The organism is Pseudomonas sp., from assembly GCF_049590575.1.
In the GTDB taxonomy this organism is placed as follows: Bacteria; Pseudomonadota; Gammaproteobacteria; order Pseudomonadales; family Pseudomonadaceae; genus Aquipseudomonas.
Genome location: NZ_JBAWDE010000251.1, coordinates 1 through 14642, shown reverse-complemented (window position 1 = coordinate 14642; position 14642 = coordinate 1). Strand labels below are relative to the sequence as shown.

Sequence of the window (14642 nt, the reverse complement as noted above, 5' to 3'; positions counted from 1 at the left end):
GAAAATCCCTACTTTGTTGGGGTGCCGACGGGTTGTTGCAGTTGCGCTTTCCAACGTTCGAGATTGCGCTGCAGCGCGGCTTCCGTCACACCAGACGCGGGCAATTCTGTCATCTTTTTGGCGAGCTGTCCGCGCAACCACGGATCATTGCAGGCCGAGTTATGCGAAATCGCCAGGTACAGGCCAGGCCGGTCGATGGGTACATCGCGCGCCACCAGGTCGTTGCTCATGCCCAGTGTCTGGGCCATGGCCATGCCGGAGTAACGCCCGGCCAACACGTAATCCACTTCACCCAGCAGCAGTTTCTGGAAAGCCGGTGTCAAGGTCGGGAAGCGTTGCAGGGTGAGTTGCTGGCTGGCGAGGGTTTCGAACTCGCGACTCAGGCGCGCGCGCTCCGAGACCGCCCCCTTGAAACCGTGCAGGTCGGCGGCGGTGGCGTAGGCCAGCGCCGAGTCCTTGCGGGTCCAGACCAGGTAATCGGTCTGCATCAAGGCGGGGTGGATGTAGTCGAGGGTTTCCAGCTCGCCCAGGTTCAGCGGGGCGTCGGCGAGCATGTCCATGCGCCCGCTGCGCACTTCGTCCAGGGCCACGGAGCGCTTGCCGCCGTAGAGCAGGTCGATTTTCACGCCGAGGTCCTTGGCCACTTGTTGCAACACATCGGCGGTGGCGCCGATCAGGTGCGTGGGGTCCTGGGGGTCGCGCCAGAGAAGGGGCGGTGCGTCCGGGCTGCCGGTGACCACCAGGCGATCACATTTGCCGGCGGCCAGCGACAAGGTCGGCAGCAGCAACAAGGCCAGCAATACGGGACGCAGTTCCATGGCGAAGCTCCAACAAGTCAAAAAAAACCCGGTCGCAAGGACCGGGCTCTTTATAAGTGAAGCGGCTGGATTAGACCAGCTTCTCCAGCTCGGGTACGGCTTCGAACAAGTCCGCCACCAGGCCGTAATCAGCCACCTGGAAGATCGGTGCTTCTTCGTCCTTGTTGATCGCGACGATCACTTTGGAGTCTTTCATACCGGCCAAATGCTGGATCGCGCCGGAAATACCGACGGCGATGTACAGCTGCGGCGCAACGATTTTGCCGGTCTGGCCGACCTGCATGTCGTTGGGTACGAAACCTGCGTCGACGGCCGCGCGGGAGGCGCCGACCGCAGCGCCGAGCTTGTCGGCCAGGGCGTACAGGTGCTTGAAGTTGTCACCGTTCTGCATGCCACGGCCGCCGGAAACGACGATCTTGGCAGCGGTCAGCTCAGGGCGGTCCGACTTGGCCAGCTCTTCGCCGACAAAGCTGGAAGTGCCAGCGTCGTGGGCAGCGGAGACGGCTTCAACGGCAGCCGAACCCCCTTCGGCGGCAACCGGGTCGAAACCGGTGGCGCGTACGGTGATGACTTTTACCGAAGCGTTGGACTGTACGGTCGCGATAGCGTTACCGGCATAGATCGGGCGCTTGAAAGTGTCGGCGCTTTCTACCGAAACGATCTCGGAGATCTGGTCAACGTCCAGCTGCGCAGCAACGCGCGGCAGGATGTTTTTGCCGTTGGAAGTAGCGGCAGCCAGGATGTGGCTGTAGCCAGCGCCCAGCTCTGCAACCAACGGAGCAACGTTTTCCGGCAGCTGATGCGCATAAGCGGCATTGTCAGCATTCAGGACTTTGCTCACGCCAGCGATTTTTGCAGCGGCTTCAGCCACGGCGCCAGCGCCTTGGCCTGCTACCAGCACGTGGATGTCACCACCGATTTTAGCGGCGGCGGCCACGGTGTTCAGGGTGGCCGGGGCCAGCACCTTGTTGTCGTGTTCGGCGATTACGAGGATAGCCATGATCAGATCACCTTCGCTTCGTTTTTCAGTTTCTCGACCAGTTCAGCCACCGACTTGACCTTGATGCCCGCGCTGCGTGCAGCCGGTGCTTCAACCTTGACGGTCTTGTTGGTGGAGGCGGTGGAAACGCCCAAAGCATCCGGAGTCAGCACTTCGAGAGGCTTCTTCTTGGCTTTCATGATGTTTGGCAGAGACGCGTAGCGCGGCTCGTTCAAACGCAGGTCGGTGGTGACGATGGCCGGCAGCTTCAGGGAAACTGTTTGCGCGCCGCCGTCGATTTCACGGGTTACGGCGACGCTGTCGCCGCTCACTTCGACTTTGGAGGCGAAGGTGCCCTGGCCGTAACCGGTCAGTGCAGCCAGCATCTGGCCAGTCTGGTTGTTGTCGCTGTCGATCGCCTGTTTGCCGAGGATCACCAACTGAGGCTGTTCCTTGTCGACAACAGCCTTGAGCAGCTTGGCCACGGCCAGGGAGGTCAGCTCTTCAGCGGACTCAACCAGGATCGCGCGGTCGGCGCCGAGCGCCAGGGCGGTACGCAGCTGCTCTTGAGCAGTGGCAGGACCGATGGAAACCACGACGATTTCAGTCGCCACGCCTTTCTCTTTCAGGCGTACGGCTTCTTCCACAGCGATTTCACAGAAAGGGTTCATCGACATCTTGACGTTAGCAAGGTCGACGCCGGAATTGTCCGCCTTGACGCGAACTTTCACGTTGTAATCGACAACGCGTTTGACAGCTACAAGAACCTTCATGGATTCCTCGTTACTCTCCGGTGAAAAGAAAGTCGCCTAGGCGAACCTGGCGGTTGATGCTCATCGGCGCACAAGGGCACCTCCAAAAACCTCGGCGTGTGACCTTGCTCACGGGAAATGACGACCGTTCGTCAGTGGTGACTGAGAGGTCATTCTTTATCGCGGCGTGTAAACTGCGCGCCATCGTTTGAGCGCGCATGCCTTTAGCCTGTCTTTGGACGTGCTCTTGAAACCTGCTGTCTGCCTACGGTAAGCGCAAAACCGACCGTATATTGACCGGAACGCCTATTCTGGTCAATACGGCAAAATAGCCAGTCATAAGCCGCGTTGCTTTGATTTACCTAGCCTGCGGGCGATTCAAACAAACGTTTGTATTGGACGCTGCCGGTGGTCTATATATAATGCGCCACCTAGAGAGAAAGGTGGGTCGCGCCTTGGCGCCAGACCACACCGAACCTCCACCCATTAGAAAAAAAGCCTGTTGAGCCTTGAGTAGGAGATAGCCTGTGGAACGCGAATACATGGAATTCGACGTGGTCATCGTCGGCGCTGGCCCGGCGGGCCTGTCTGCCGCCTGCCGACTGAAGCAGAAGGCCGCCGAAGCCGGTAAGGAAATCAGCGTCTGCGTGGTCGAAAAAGGCTCCGAAGTCGGCGCTCACATCCTTTCCGGTGCCGTGTTCGAACCCCGCGCCCTGAACGAACTGTTCCCGGACTGGAAAGCGCTCGGCGCTCCGCTCAACACCCCGGTCGTGCGCGATGACATCTATGTACTGCGCAGCCCCGAAGCCTCCACCAAGGTTCCCGACTTCTTTGTGCCCAAGACCATGCACAACGAAGGCAACTACATCATTTCCCTGGGCAACCTGTGCCGCTGGCTGGCCCAGCAGGCCGAGAACCTGGGCGTGGAAGTCTACCCAGGCTTTGCCGCCCAGGAAGCGCTGTTCGACGAAAACGGCGTGGTCCGCGGGATCATCACCGGTGACCTTGGCGTCGACCGCGAAGGCAACCCGAAAGAAGGCGTCTACACCCCCGGCATGGAGCTGCGCGGCAAGTACACGTTGTTTGCCGAAGGCTGCCGTGGGCACATCGGCAAGCAGTTGATCGAGCGCTTCAACCTGGCCAGTGACGCCGACGCCCAGCACTACGGCATCGGCCTCAAGGAAATCTGGGAAATCGACCCGGCCAAGCACCAGCCAGGCCTGGTGGTGCACACCGCCGGTTGGCCGCTGGACATCATGAGCAACGAGAACACCGGTGGCTCGTTCCTCTATCACCTGGAAAACAACCAAGTGGTCGTGGGCCTTATCGTCGATCTGTCCTACAGCAACACCTTCCTGTCGCCGTTCGATGAGTTCCAGCGCCTCAAGCATCACCCGGTGCTGGCCCAGTACCTGGCAGGCGGCAAGCGCGTCAGCTACGGCGCGCGCGCCCTGGCCAAGGGTGGCATCAACTCGTTGCCGAAGATGGTGTTCAAGGGCGGCGCATTGATCGGCTGTGACCTGGGCACCATGAACGTGGCCAAGATCAAAGGCAGCCACACCGCGATGAAGTCCGGCATGCTCGCCGCCGACGCCGTGGCCGAGCGCCTGTTCGCCGAATCCGAAGGCGGCGACGAACTGACCAACTATGTCGACAGCTTCAAAGCCAGCTGGCTCTATGAAGAACTGTTCGCCAGCCGCAACTTCGGCCCGGCGATGCACAAGTTCGGCCCGATCATCGGCGCCGGCTTCAACTGGTTCGACCAGAACATCCTCGGCGGCAAAATGCCCTTCACCTTGCACGACACCAAGCCGGACTACGCCTGCTTGAAGCTCGCCAAGGACAGCAAGAAGATCAACTACCCCAAGCCAGACGGCAAGTTGAGCTTCGACAAGCTGAGCTCGGTGTTCATCTCCGGCACCAACCACGAAGAAGAGCAGCCGTGCCACTTGAAGTTGAAAGACCCGAGCATCCCGATCGGCACCAACCTGCCGCTCTACGATGAACCCGCGCAGCGCTACTGCCCGGCCGGCGTGTATGAAGTCATCACCAAGGAAGACGGCGAGAAGCGCTTCCAGATCAACGCCCAGAACTGCGTGCACTGCAAGACCTGTGACATCAAGGACCCTTCGCAGAACATCACCTGGGTCACGCCGGAAGGCGCAGGCGGGCCGACTTACCCGAATATGTAAGTCATTGGCTTGAGCAAACAAGGCTCCCGGATAGGGAGCCTTTTTTATGCTTGAAACGCGTCAAAGTTGGGAGGGGGCAAGCCCCCTCCCACATTGAATCTACGCCGCGCGCTCTTCGCCGGGGTTACGCAAGAAGTAGCGCTTATACTCCCGACTGAACTGCGACGTACTCTGATAGCCCACGCTGTGCGCCGCCTGCGCCACGCTCATGCCCTCCACCAGCAATAACTGCTGAGCCTTGAGCAGTCGCAAGCGCTTGAGGTACTGCACCGGCGACAGCAAGGTGCAGCGCTTGAAATGCTCATGAAAAGTCGACGCACTCATGTGCGCATAACCGGCGAGGGTCTCGATGTTCAGCGGTTCGGCGTAATGGGCATGCAGGTGATTCAACGACGTGGCGATCCGTGAAAACTGCCCTTGCTGTTCCACCAGCGCGCGCAGCACATCGGCCTGTGGCCCGCGCAACGCCGTGAACAACAATTCGCGCACCCGCGCCGGGCCCATGATCCGGCTTTCCAGTGGATCGTGCAGGCACTGCAACAGCCGCTCCACGCACCCGCGCATGGCGTCGTCGAGCACCACCGAACTCATCGACTCCAGGGTCTGCGCGGCCGGCGGCGGGCCTGCCTGAATGCCCATGGCCATGACCAGTTCGCCAAGCACCACGCGATCTATACCGACCGTTACGCCATACAGCGGCGCATTCGGCAGGGCAAAGGTCTCGCATTCGAACGGCACTGGCATCGCCTGGATCAGGTAATGCCCGGCGCCGTATTCCAGGGTGCGCGGGCCCAGATAGGCGACTTTGCTGCCCTGGGCGACGATCATCAGGCTCGGCTCGTAAATCTGCGGCCCACGCGCCACGTCGCAACTGGCGCGCAATACCTTTACGCCGGGCAGATGGGTCGGGGAGAAACCGTCGCGGGGCGTAAGCCCCTTTATCAAGGCAACCAACGCGGCATTTGCGTCGAGATGGCGGGTCAACAGCATGGCAAAAAACTTCGCGAAAAAGGGATGCGAACATCATCGCAGATCTGGCAGCCGGTAGATCCAAACCAGGGGCACTCCCGGACGAATAGGCATGAGGTTCGGAGCAATCACCATGGCCGCATCCGGGGGTGGCGCGGAGAATGGCCCGCCTCACTTGTCACTGCTTTTTGCGAGGTTTCCCATGTACACCGCTATCGGTTATGCCGCCCAGTCGGCCACCACTCCCCTCGCCCCCATGTCCTTCGAACGCCGCAGCCCACGCGCCGATGACGTCGCGATCGAGATTCTCTACTGCGGCGTCTGCCACTCCGACATCCACCAGGCACGCAACGAATGGGGCATCGCCGTGTACCCGCTGATGCCGGGCCACGAGATCGTCGGCAAGGTCACCGCCATCGGCACCAACGTCACCGCGCACAAAATCGGCGACCTGGTCGGCGTGGGCTGCATGGTCGACTCGTGCCGCCACTGCGAAGCGTGCAAATCCGACCTCGAGCAATACTGCCTCGAAGGCCCGACCATGACTTACGCCACCCCGGACCGCGTGGACGGCAGTAACACCATGGGCGGCTACTCCGACAGCATCGTGGTCAGCGAACACTTCGTGGTCAAGATCCCGGCCAAGCTCGACCTGGCCAGCGCCGCGCCGATCCTGTGCGCAGGCATCACCACCTACTCGCCGCTCAAGCACTACGGCGTCAAGGCCGGCGATAAAGTCGGGATCCTCGGCATGGGCGGCCTGGGCCACATGGGCATCAAGTTCGCCAAGGCGATGGGCGCAGAAGTGACCCTGTTCACCCGTTCCGCGAGCAAAGCTGAAGAAGGCCGTCGCCAGGGCGCCGATCACGTGATCGTGTCCACCGATGCCGAACAGATGAAAGCCGCCGCCGGTAGCTTCGACTTCCTGCTCGACACCATCCCGGTGCAGCACGACCTGAACCCCTACCTCGACGTGCTGCGCTTTGACGGCGTGCACATCCTGGTCGGTTTGATCGAGCCGGTAGACCCGCCGGTCCACGCCGGCAAACTGGTGATGAGCCGCCGCGTGCTCGCGGGTTCCTTGATCGGCGGCATTGCCGAAACCCAGGAAGTCCTGGATTTCTGCGCCGAGCATGGCATTACCTGCGACATCGAAATGCTCGACATCCGTCAGATCAACGAGGCTTACACCCGCATGATCGCCGGTGATGTGAAGTACCGCTTCGTCATCGACATGGCGACCTTGAAGGCCTGATCAGGCCTTCGCGCCCAACTCCGCTGACAGCCGTGCTGCGACCTGTTTGACCACAGGGATCAGCTCGGCCATTTTCTCCAGCGGCATGTAGGGCACGGTACTGGCGATGCTGATGCCGGCGACGATGCGCCGGCTGGCATCGCGCACCGGTGCCGCCACGCAACGGATCGACGGTTCGTTGTCTTCCAGATCGAACGCGTAACCGCCCTCCACGTATTCACGCATGCGCTGCTCGAACTGCGCCCAGGATTGCTCCGGGTGCTGCGGCCATTGCAGGTTTTTCCCACCCGCCGGCAGGCTGACTTCGTACAGGCGCTGCCACTCTTGCAGCGTGTCATCCAACAGCAATGCCTTGCCGATACCGGTACGCGCCAACGGCATGCGATGGCCGACCCGCGAGCGCATTTCCGGGCCATTACGGCCGGGGTTCTTGTGCAGGTACAGCACGTCGTCGTATTCGCGAATGGCCAAGTGGATGGTGTCGCCGGTCAGCGCCGACAGTTCATCCAGATAGGGGATGGCCAGGCTCACCAACGGCAGTTCTTCGCGCGCCTGAAACCCCAGCTCGATCAGCTTGGGGCCCAACAGGTAACCGACTTGCGGCACCACGCGCAGGTAACGCTCTTCCACCAGGCAACTGGCCAGGCGGTGGGTGGTGCTGCGGGTGGTGCCGATGCGCTTGGCGATCTCTTTCAAATCGCGCGCACCGCCCGCCACCGCTTGCACCACGCCCAGGCCACGCAGCAAGGTCTGGGTGCCGGTGGGCGCGGCGTCTTTGACGGGAGTGTGGGCGTTTTCCTGCATATCGGGCCTATTGGGAAGTACGAAAACGGCGAGCATTATGATCTCTGGTGCCTTCTGTGGCGAGCAGGCTTGCCCTGCGTTGGGCTGCGAAGCAGACCCGGTAAAATCACCGCGAAATGTCTGCTAAAACGCGGCGCCTGGTTTTAGGGCCGCTTCGCAGCCCAACGCAGGGCAAGCCTGCTCGCCACAACAAGCTGGTCAGCAGCAAACGTCAACGCTGCTTCATGCGGTCGATGATCACCGCCAGCAACAGGATCGAACCGCGGATCACGTACTGGTAGAAGGTGTCGATGTTCTTCAGGTTCATCGCGTTTTCGATGATCGCCAGAATCAGCACACCGGCGATCACATGGCGGATCATGCCGACGCCGCCGCTCAGCGACACCCCGCCCAAGACACAGGCGGAAATCACCGTCAGCTCAAAGCCCTGGCCGATCATCGGCTGGCCCGAAGTCATGCGCGATGCGAGGATCACCCCGGCCAACGCGCCGATCAGACCGTGCACGGCAAAGATGATGATCTTGGTGCGATCAACGTTTACCCCGGCCAGTAACGCCGCTTCCTGGTTGCCACCGATGGCCATGGTATTGCGCCCATAGGTGGTGTAATTGAGCAGCCAGCCAAAGAACACGAAGCACACAATGGTGATGATGATCGGCACCGGCACGCCCAGCAGTTGGCCGTTGCCGAACACAAAGAACCTTTCGTCCATCACGCCGACGGCCTTGCCGTTGGAGAAAATATAGGCCAGGCCGCGCACGATCTGCATGGTCGCCAAGGTCGCGATCAACGCGTTGATTCGCAGCTTGGCGATCACGATGCCGTTGATCAGCCCCACCACCAGGCCCATGGCCAACGCCGCCGACACCCCGAGCACCACGCTGTCGGTGTCGCGAATCACAATCCCCGCTACCACCCCGGCGCAGGCGATCACCGAGCCCACCGACAAGTCGAAGTGCCCCGATGCCAGGCAGAACAGCATGGTGCACGCGGCGATGCCCACAGTGGAAATCGCCAGCCCCAGGCCACGCATGTTCAGCGGCGAGAGAAAGTTGTCGATAAACACCGCGCTGAGCACAAAGATGCTTAACGCCGCCAGCAGCATCACCCAGTCATCAAGGAACTTGCGCTGGTTGAAACCCGGCCAGAAGCCCTTTGCAGTTTTTACCTCGGACATACCCAAACCCTCTTGTTCTTCAAGCCCGCGAACGCGGGAGCGCCAGTTGCAGCAGGCGTGCTTCATCCGCTTGATCGCGGGTCAATTCGCCGGTCAGGGCGCCTTCGCTCATCACCAGGAGGCGATCGGAAATCCCCATCACTTCCATCAGGTCGCTGGACACCACGATCACCGCAATGCCGCTGGCCGCCAGGTTGTGAATGATCTGGTAGATCTCCGACTTGGCGCCGATGTCGATGCCACGGGTCGGCTCATCCAGCAGCAGGACTTTCATCGGCATCGACAGCCAGCGACCCAGAATCGCCTTCTGCTGGTTGCCGCCCGAGAGGTACATGATTTTCTGCTCGGCACTCGGCGTCTTGACCTTCATGGCCTTGATTTGCTGGTCGGCGTTGCCCTTTTCCCAGCCTTCGCGCAGCAGCCAACCAAAGGTGGAATGCGCGCCACGTGCACTGATGTTGATATTCTCGGCGACGCTGGACAGCGGGATGATGCCCTCCTTTTTGCGGTCCTCCGGGCACAGCAATACGCCCGCATCGATGGCATCGCGCGGCGAGCGCAGGGGCAGGTTTGCGCCGCAGAGTTCCAACTGCCCGGCGGTGAAACGCGTCAACCCGCTGAGCAGCCGGAACAGCTCGGTACGCCCGGCGCCGACCAACCCGAACAGCCCGAGAATCTCGCCCTTGTGTACCTGAAAACTCACCGGCTCGCGCAAGCCTGGGCCGAGCAGGCCCTGGACTTTAAGCGCGACGTCGCCGTGCGTGCGCGGGCGATAGTCGTAGATGTCCTGAATGTCGCGGCCGACCATGCAGGTCACCAGTTGGTCGTGGGTCAGCGCGGCCATGTCGTCAAAGGTGCGCACGAAGCGGCCGTCCTTGAACACCGTGACCGCGTTGCAGATGCGGAACACCTCTTCCATGCGGTGGGACACGTAGAGCACCACTTTGCCCTCGTCGCGCAGGCGCGTGATGATCGCCATCAACCGGTCGATTTCCCGCGCCGACAAGCTGCTGGTCGGTTCGTCGAAGGCAATCACGTGCGCGCCGCGCGACAGTGCCTTGGCGATTTCCACCAGTTGGCGCTGGCCGAGGGACAGGCGCCCGAGCTTCTGGTCCGGGTCGATTTCATCGGCCAGGCCCTTGAGACACGCCAGCGCCTTCTTGCGCAACAAGCTGCGATTGACCACACCGAAGCGCGTCGGCAAATGCCCCAGAAACAGGTTCTCCGCCACCGTCATTTCCGGCACCAGGTGCAGCTCCTGGTGGATCACTGCCACGCCGCTGGCGATGCTGTCGGCGGCGGACTTGAAGTCCATGGTCTGCTCGCCGATCTGCACCGTGCCGCTGCTCGGCAGGTAGGCCCCGCCGAGGATTTTCAACAGCGTGGATTTGCCCGCGCCGTTCTCGCCCATCAACGCGTGTACCTGGTGCGGCCGCGCTTCAAAGCTGATCTGCGCCAGGGCTTTCACACCGGGAAACTCCTTGCCGATGCCGTTGAAGCGCAGGGCCGCGCCGCTCATTTCCACAGCCCGATTTTGGTCAGTTCCTGCTGGAAATTGGCGCGGGTAATCAGGGTCACTTCGTCCATCGCGGTGTACTTCGCGGGCTCCTTGCCGGTGGTGACCCACTCGTACATCGCCAGCGCCGTGTTGTAACCCTCGATATGCGGGCTGGGCAGCATCGAGCCGAAGAAACCGCTGTCGGCTTTCTTCAATTCGCCGATGGCGTCGGTACCATTGATGCCGATGCCGATCACGTTGGCCGCTTTAAAGCCGGCACTTTCGGTGGCGCGCACGCCGCCGAGCACGGTGTTGTCGTTCATGCCGCCGATGATCAGGTTTTTCGCGCCGCTGGGCAGCTTGACCAAAGCCGAGTTGGTCGCGTCCATGCTGCCGGGCACATCGAGGGTTTTCAGCGCGGCGGTGAGGATGTGATCCTTGGGAATGCCGGCCTCTTCGAGGGACTTGATCGAGCCGTCGGTGCGTTTTTTGCCGGTATCGAGTTCGTTATAGGTGTTGATCACGGCGTAGGTTTCTTTCCAGTCCCAGCCGCGTTTCTTGGCTTCGGCGGCCATCGCGGCGCCCTGCTTCTGGCCGACTTCAAACGCGGCCATGCCCAGGTACGGCACGTCCTCCATAAAGTTGCCTTTGGCGTCGACAAAGCGGTCGTCCACCGCCATTACTTTCAGGCCGTTGGCCTTGGCCTTGGCAACAATGGCCGGGCCCAGGGACACGTCCGGCGGGCAGATCACAAAGCCCTTGGCGCCATTGGCGGCCAGGCTGTCGATGGCCGAGAGGGTTTTTTCGCCATCCGGCACGGCGATCTTAATCACGGTAAAACCGTGCTCCTTGCCGGCTTTTTCGGCGAAGGCCCATTCGGTCTGGAACCAGGGTTCTTCAGCCTGCTTGACCAGGAAGCCGATCTTTACTTCTTCGGCAGAGACAAACCCGCTGAAGGCTGCGGCGAGCGCCAGGGCGCCCAGGGTTTTCTTAAGCATGAACCACCTCTTGTTGGATTTAGTCGTGGTACATCACAGACCGCCCGCCATCGATCATCAGGCAGGTGGCATTGATAAAGGGCGCCTCATCGGTCGCCAGGAACAGCGCGCTCATCGCCACCTCGACCGGCTGGCCGATGCGCTTGGGCGGGTGCAGGTCGAACGCGCGCTGGCGCTCGGCGTGGGGGTCGGGGAAACCGTTCCAGTAGTCGACGTTGAGCTGGGTTTCGATATAGCCCGGCGCGATGGCATTCACGCGGATGCCCTTGGGCGCGTATTCGATGCCGAGGGCGCGGGTCAGGCCGAGCAAACCGTGCTTGGCCACGGGATAGGGAAAGCAGCCGGGGATGATGTGGCTGGAATGGGTAGAGGCAATATTGATGATGTTGCCGATGCCCTGCTCGATCATGTGCGGCAGCACCGCGCGGCAACCGAACCAGGCGCCGTCGAGGTCGATGGCGAAGCAACGGCGCCAGTCTTCGTCGGTCATTTCCAGCGGGTCACGGAACACATTGACCCCGGCGCAGTTGACCAGCACGTCCACGCGGCCAAAGCGCTCGACGGCCAGGTTGACCAGTGACTGCCATTGCTCTTTGGAAGTGATGTCGACCGCCTGCGCAACAATCTCGGCGCCGCGTTCGCGCCAGTGGGCCGCGACGTTTTCGACTTTTTCGCCCTGGATATCGGCGATGACCAAGCGTGCCTGCTGGGCCTGAAAACACGCGACGATCGCCTCGCCAATACCCTGGGCGGCGCCGGTGATGATCACCACTTTGTTTTTCAGCCGTTCGCCATAGGTCGGCTCGGGCACAGCGGGTAACGACAACGGTTGGGGCTGCATCGCTTCACCTGTTTTATTTTTAGTAGTGAGTGCTGATGCAGCCGACTATAAACCCAGAACTTCGAATATCTCAATATATAAATTTGCGTCCCATATACTGAACAAATATCAAAAAAATGTGGGAACAGGTTTGCTCCCACATCTTGATCTTCGGTGTTTACAGATGGAGTGACTAGCCGAGCGCGAAGTCGCGCAGCGCATCGCCTTCCATGCGGTAGCGCACCCATTCTTCCTGCGGTTGGGCGCCGATGGATTTGTAGAAGGCAATCGCCGGCTCGTTCCAATCCAGCACGCTCCATTCGAAGCGCCCGCAGCCGTTGTCGCAGGCGATCTTGGCCAAGTGCCGCAATAACTTCTTACCCGCGCCGCCGCCACGTTGCTCCGGGTTGATGTACAGGTCTTCGAGGTACAGGCAATTGCTGCCGAGCCAGGTGGAATAGCTGAAAAAGAACACCGCAAAACCGATCGGCAGGCCGTCGCGCGAGCAAATCAGGCCATGGGCCGTGGCGCCTTCGCTGAACAGGCTGCGCTCGATATCCACCACACTGGCGATCACTTCATGCCGGGCTTTCTCGTATTCGGCAAGCTCGGTAATAAACGTCAGGATCTGCGCAGCATCGCTGGGCACGGCGGGGCGAATCTCGATGGACATGGGCGAGCCTTGGGCAATTTCAAAGCACACATACTAAGGCGGTTTGATGACGGATTGCAGCGCAATTTCGCGAGTGCTCACACACAAAATCTTACAGGTGCCTTTCTACCGTTCGTCGGCATCAAGGCACGAACGCGCGAGCCGGGCGGACCAATAAAGGGTAAGGACATTAATCATATGGAGACACCCCCATGAAGAATTCCAAGTTTGCCGCCCTCGCCCTCACCGGCCTGTTGTCTGCTGCGTCGCTGAGCGCCGTTGCCGCCAGCTCGACCACCGGGCCGACCGATCCGACGCCTAATGCCACCACCGAATCCCAGAAATCCATGGGCACCGGCATGGACACCAATGGCGGCGCAGTTATCGAGCCAGGCGCCGACCCGCGCACCCAGGGCAACGACACCCAACGCCAGGCACCCGCTGCCGTAGGCAATGGCAAGATGGGCCCTTCGATCAACCAGCCCAACATCAACAAGGGCGATGACTCGAACGTCCCAGGCGCGCCAAAACAACCTGCGCCTTGATGCATTGACCGCACCACCTACACCCGATCATTTCCCAGTGAAGAGGTACGCATGAACGTCGACAGAAACCTTGAGAAAGAAGTCCTGACCCGCCTGCTGCACGCCCACCCTACCGGTTTGGGCAAGGAGGTGCTGGATAACTACCGCGGTGAAAAAGAAGTCGCCAGTGTCTTGGCGTTTCTCCAGGACCGTGGGCTTATCAAGGATGGGCATGTGACCACCGACGACGCCGGTGAATACTCGTTGAACTTGCCGATCAAGCTGACCGCATCCGGTGTGGATGAGGCGCGCAAGCTGGAGGGTGAAAGCGCTCAATAGCGCAGTCATCCGTTGGATTGAGGCGTTGAAAAAGGCCAATTGAACGAAGATCCAAATGTGGGAGGGGGCTTGCCCCCTCCCACATTTTTGCTCAGCATTTATTCGGCGAGCAATGCGTCGACTTCAGCGCTGCCCGGCGAGGTTGCCGGCCCCCAACGGGTTACCGCCAGCGCCGCTGCCGCATTGGCACGACGTGCTGCGTCGGCAGGTTTCAATCCGTTGGCCAACCCGGCAATCAATACCCCCGCGTGCGCATCCCCGGCGCCATTGCTATCAACTGCCTGCACCTTGAAGCCGGGCACATGCTCGACCTCATCTGCACGTCCCACCCAGCATCCATTGGGTCCGTCGCGCACCACCAGCAGCGTCTGTGCGGGCAAGTGTCGATTGAGTTCGGTCAATGCTGCAGCGATATCCTGCGCGCCGGTAAACGCCAGGGCTTCCGGGCCGTTGCTGGTCCAGATGTCGATACGCGGCAGCAAGGCGACCATCAGCGCCGAATCCGGCGCCTTGACCAGCGGGCCCGGGTCGAACACCACCACGATTTCCCGCGGCAATGCCAACAGCCAGTCGATCAGCGGCTGCGCCTTGCCCTCGAGCAGCAGGCTGTAGCCGCTGACATACACATAGTCGTCAGCCTGGGGCCGCACGCAGGCCAAGTCTTCGGCCGTCAGCTCGCCCTCGGCGCCGATATGGGAAATGAAGGTGCGTTCGGTGGTTGCCTCGGTCAAGGACACGCACAACCCCGTGTCCTTGCCACTGCGGGCCGCCAGGCTCATTTCAACACCCTCGGCCTGCATCGCCGCACGCGCCAGGTCGCCGAAGCGCCCGCTGCCGTGGCGGCCGAGGTAAACCACCGGCAAGC

15 protein-coding genes are annotated in these 14642 nt (G+C 61.2%); 4 read left to right on the top strand and 11 right to left on the bottom strand.

The genetic code is table 11. The features are described from left to right. Positions 1 to 8: 8 nt before the first annotated feature. The 3 genes from WBR57_RS17405 to WBR57_RS17395 all read right to left on the bottom strand — a co-directional run bounded on the left by WBR57_RS17405 (position 9) and on the right by WBR57_RS17395 (position 2570). Positions 9 to 818, bottom strand: coding sequence for a substrate-binding periplasmic protein (locus WBR57_RS17405; RefSeq protein WP_424085001.1), 810 nt, complete (start codon positions 816 to 818; stop codon positions 9 to 11). 70 nt (positions 819 to 888) lie between these two features. After that, positions 889 to 1818 carry an electron transfer flavoprotein subunit alpha/FixB family protein gene (locus tag WBR57_RS17400; RefSeq protein ID WP_424084999.1) on the bottom strand — a complete coding sequence of 310 codons (930 nt, stop codon included), beginning with the start codon at positions 1816 to 1818 and terminating at the stop codon, positions 889 to 891. A gap of 2 nt (positions 1819 to 1820) precedes the next feature. Beyond that, complete coding sequence (locus WBR57_RS17395) at positions 1821 to 2570, bottom strand: electron transfer flavoprotein subunit beta/FixA family protein (protein WP_058412323.1); 750 nt, start codon at positions 2568 to 2570, stop codon at positions 1821 to 1823. A gap of 506 nt (positions 2571 to 3076) precedes the next feature. On the opposite strand from WBR57_RS17395, the gene WBR57_RS17390 reads away from it, so the two are divergent. Then, positions 3077 to 4741 carry an electron transfer flavoprotein-ubiquinone oxidoreductase gene (locus tag WBR57_RS17390; protein ID WP_424084997.1) on the top strand — a complete coding sequence of 555 codons (1665 nt, stop codon included), beginning with the start codon at positions 3077 to 3079 and terminating at the stop codon, positions 4739 to 4741. Between the two features lie 99 nt (positions 4742 to 4840). Here the strand turns inward: WBR57_RS17390 and WBR57_RS17385 are convergent, their stop codons facing one another. Further along, positions 4841 to 5731 (bottom strand): AraC family transcriptional regulator N-terminal domain-containing protein, encoded by an 891-nt coding sequence (locus WBR57_RS17385; protein WP_424084995.1) that lies wholly within the window; start codon positions 5729 to 5731, stop codon positions 4841 to 4843. A 181-nt stretch (positions 5732 to 5912) separates the two neighbouring features. Here WBR57_RS17385 and WBR57_RS17380 point away from each other — a divergent pair, with 181 nt between their 5' ends. Continuing rightward, positions 5913 to 6965, top strand: a complete 1053-nt coding sequence (locus WBR57_RS17380) for an NAD(P)-dependent alcohol dehydrogenase (protein ID WP_424084993.1) — start codon at positions 5913 to 5915, stop codon at positions 6963 to 6965. Here the strand turns inward: WBR57_RS17380 and WBR57_RS17375 are convergent, their stop codons facing one another. From WBR57_RS17375 to WBR57_RS17350, 6 genes are all read right to left on the bottom strand, one after another. Continuing rightward, positions 6966 to 7769 carry an IclR family transcriptional regulator gene (locus tag WBR57_RS17375; protein ID WP_424085049.1) on the bottom strand — a complete coding sequence of 268 codons (804 nt, stop codon included), beginning with the start codon at positions 7767 to 7769 and terminating at the stop codon, positions 6966 to 6968. It abuts the gene before it with no gap. A gap of 211 nt (positions 7770 to 7980) precedes the next feature. Beyond that, complete coding sequence (gene araH / locus WBR57_RS17370) at positions 7981 to 8946, bottom strand: L-arabinose ABC transporter permease AraH (RefSeq protein WP_424084991.1); 966 nt, start codon at positions 8944 to 8946, stop codon at positions 7981 to 7983. Between the two features lie 19 nt (positions 8947 to 8965). After that, positions 8966 to 10465: an L-arabinose ABC transporter ATP-binding protein AraG gene (gene araG / locus WBR57_RS17365; protein WP_424084989.1), complete on the bottom strand. Its 1500-nt coding sequence runs from the start codon at positions 10463 to 10465 to the stop codon at positions 8966 to 8968. Further along, positions 10462 to 11442: a substrate-binding domain-containing protein gene (locus WBR57_RS17360; RefSeq protein WP_424084987.1), complete on the bottom strand. Its 981-nt coding sequence runs from the start codon at positions 11440 to 11442 to the stop codon at positions 10462 to 10464. Before WBR57_RS17360 ends, araG begins: the two co-directional genes overlap by 4 nt. A 19-nt stretch (positions 11443 to 11461) precedes the next feature. Continuing rightward, positions 11462 to 12283: an SDR family oxidoreductase gene (locus WBR57_RS17355; RefSeq protein ID WP_424084985.1), complete on the bottom strand. Its 822-nt coding sequence runs from the start codon at positions 12281 to 12283 to the stop codon at positions 11462 to 11464. Between the two features lie 172 nt (positions 12284 to 12455). After that, entirely contained in the window at positions 12456 to 12935 is a 480-nt protein-coding gene (locus WBR57_RS17350) for an N-acetyltransferase family protein (protein ID WP_424084983.1), read from the bottom strand. Positions 12936 to 13126: 191 nt separating this feature from the next. Between WBR57_RS17350 and WBR57_RS17345 the strand changes: the two genes are divergently transcribed. After that, positions 13127 to 13459, top strand: a complete 333-nt coding sequence (locus tag WBR57_RS17345) for a hypothetical protein (protein WP_424084981.1) — start codon at positions 13127 to 13129, stop codon at positions 13457 to 13459. Between the two features lie 51 nt (positions 13460 to 13510). Then, positions 13511 to 13777 carry a hypothetical protein gene (locus tag WBR57_RS17340; protein WP_424084980.1) on the top strand — a complete coding sequence of 89 codons (267 nt, stop codon included), beginning with the start codon at positions 13511 to 13513 and terminating at the stop codon, positions 13775 to 13777. Positions 13778 to 13875: 98 nt separating this feature from the next. Here WBR57_RS17340 and WBR57_RS17335 read toward each other — a convergent pair. Continuing rightward, positions 13876 to 14642: PfkB family carbohydrate kinase (locus WBR57_RS17335; RefSeq protein WP_424084978.1), on the bottom strand; the 767-nt coding region annotated here is incomplete at its 5' end.

Bases quoted from the DNA above. Each gene is read 5' to 3' on its own strand.
- WBR57_RS17405 (WP_424085001.1), bottom strand. From the start codon at position 818: ATGGAACTGCGTCCCGTATTGCTGGCCTTGTTGCTGCTGCCGACCTTG.
- WBR57_RS17400 (WP_424084999.1), bottom strand. From the start codon at position 1,818: ATGGCTATCCTCGTAATCGCCGAACACGACAACAAGGTGCTGGCCCCG.
- WBR57_RS17395 (WP_058412323.1), bottom strand. From the start codon at position 2,570: ATGAAGGTTCTTGTAGCTGTCAAACGCGTTGTCGATTACAACGTGAAA.
- WBR57_RS17385 (WP_424084995.1), bottom strand. From the start codon at position 5,731: ATGCTGTTGACCCGCCATCTCGACGCAAATGCCGCGTTGGTTGCCTTG.
- WBR57_RS17380 (WP_424084993.1), top strand. From the start codon at position 5,913: ATGTACACCGCTATCGGTTATGCCGCCCAGTCGGCCACCACTCCCCTC.
- WBR57_RS17375 (WP_424085049.1), bottom strand. From the start codon at position 7,769: ATGCAGGAAAACGCCCACACTCCCGTCAAAGACGCCGCGCCCACCGGC.
- araH (WP_424084991.1), bottom strand. From the start codon at position 8,946: ATGTCCGAGGTAAAAACTGCAAAGGGCTTCTGGCCGGGTTTCAACCAG.
- araG (WP_424084989.1), bottom strand. From the start codon at position 10,465: ATGAGCGGCGCGGCCCTGCGCTTCAACGGCATCGGCAAGGAGTTTCCC.
- WBR57_RS17360 (WP_424084987.1), bottom strand. From the start codon at position 11,442: ATGCTTAAGAAAACCCTGGGCGCCCTGGCGCTCGCCGCAGCCTTCAGC.
- WBR57_RS17355 (WP_424084985.1), bottom strand. From the start codon at position 12,283: ATGCAGCCCCAACCGTTGTCGTTACCCGCTGTGCCCGAGCCGACCTAT.
- WBR57_RS17350 (WP_424084983.1), bottom strand. From the start codon at position 12,935: ATGTCCATCGAGATTCGCCCCGCCGTGCCCAGCGATGCTGCGCAGATC.
- WBR57_RS17345 (WP_424084981.1), top strand. From the start codon at position 13,127: ATGAAGAATTCCAAGTTTGCCGCCCTCGCCCTCACCGGCCTGTTGTCT.
- WBR57_RS17340 (WP_424084980.1), top strand. From the start codon at position 13,511: ATGAACGTCGACAGAAACCTTGAGAAAGAAGTCCTGACCCGCCTGCTG.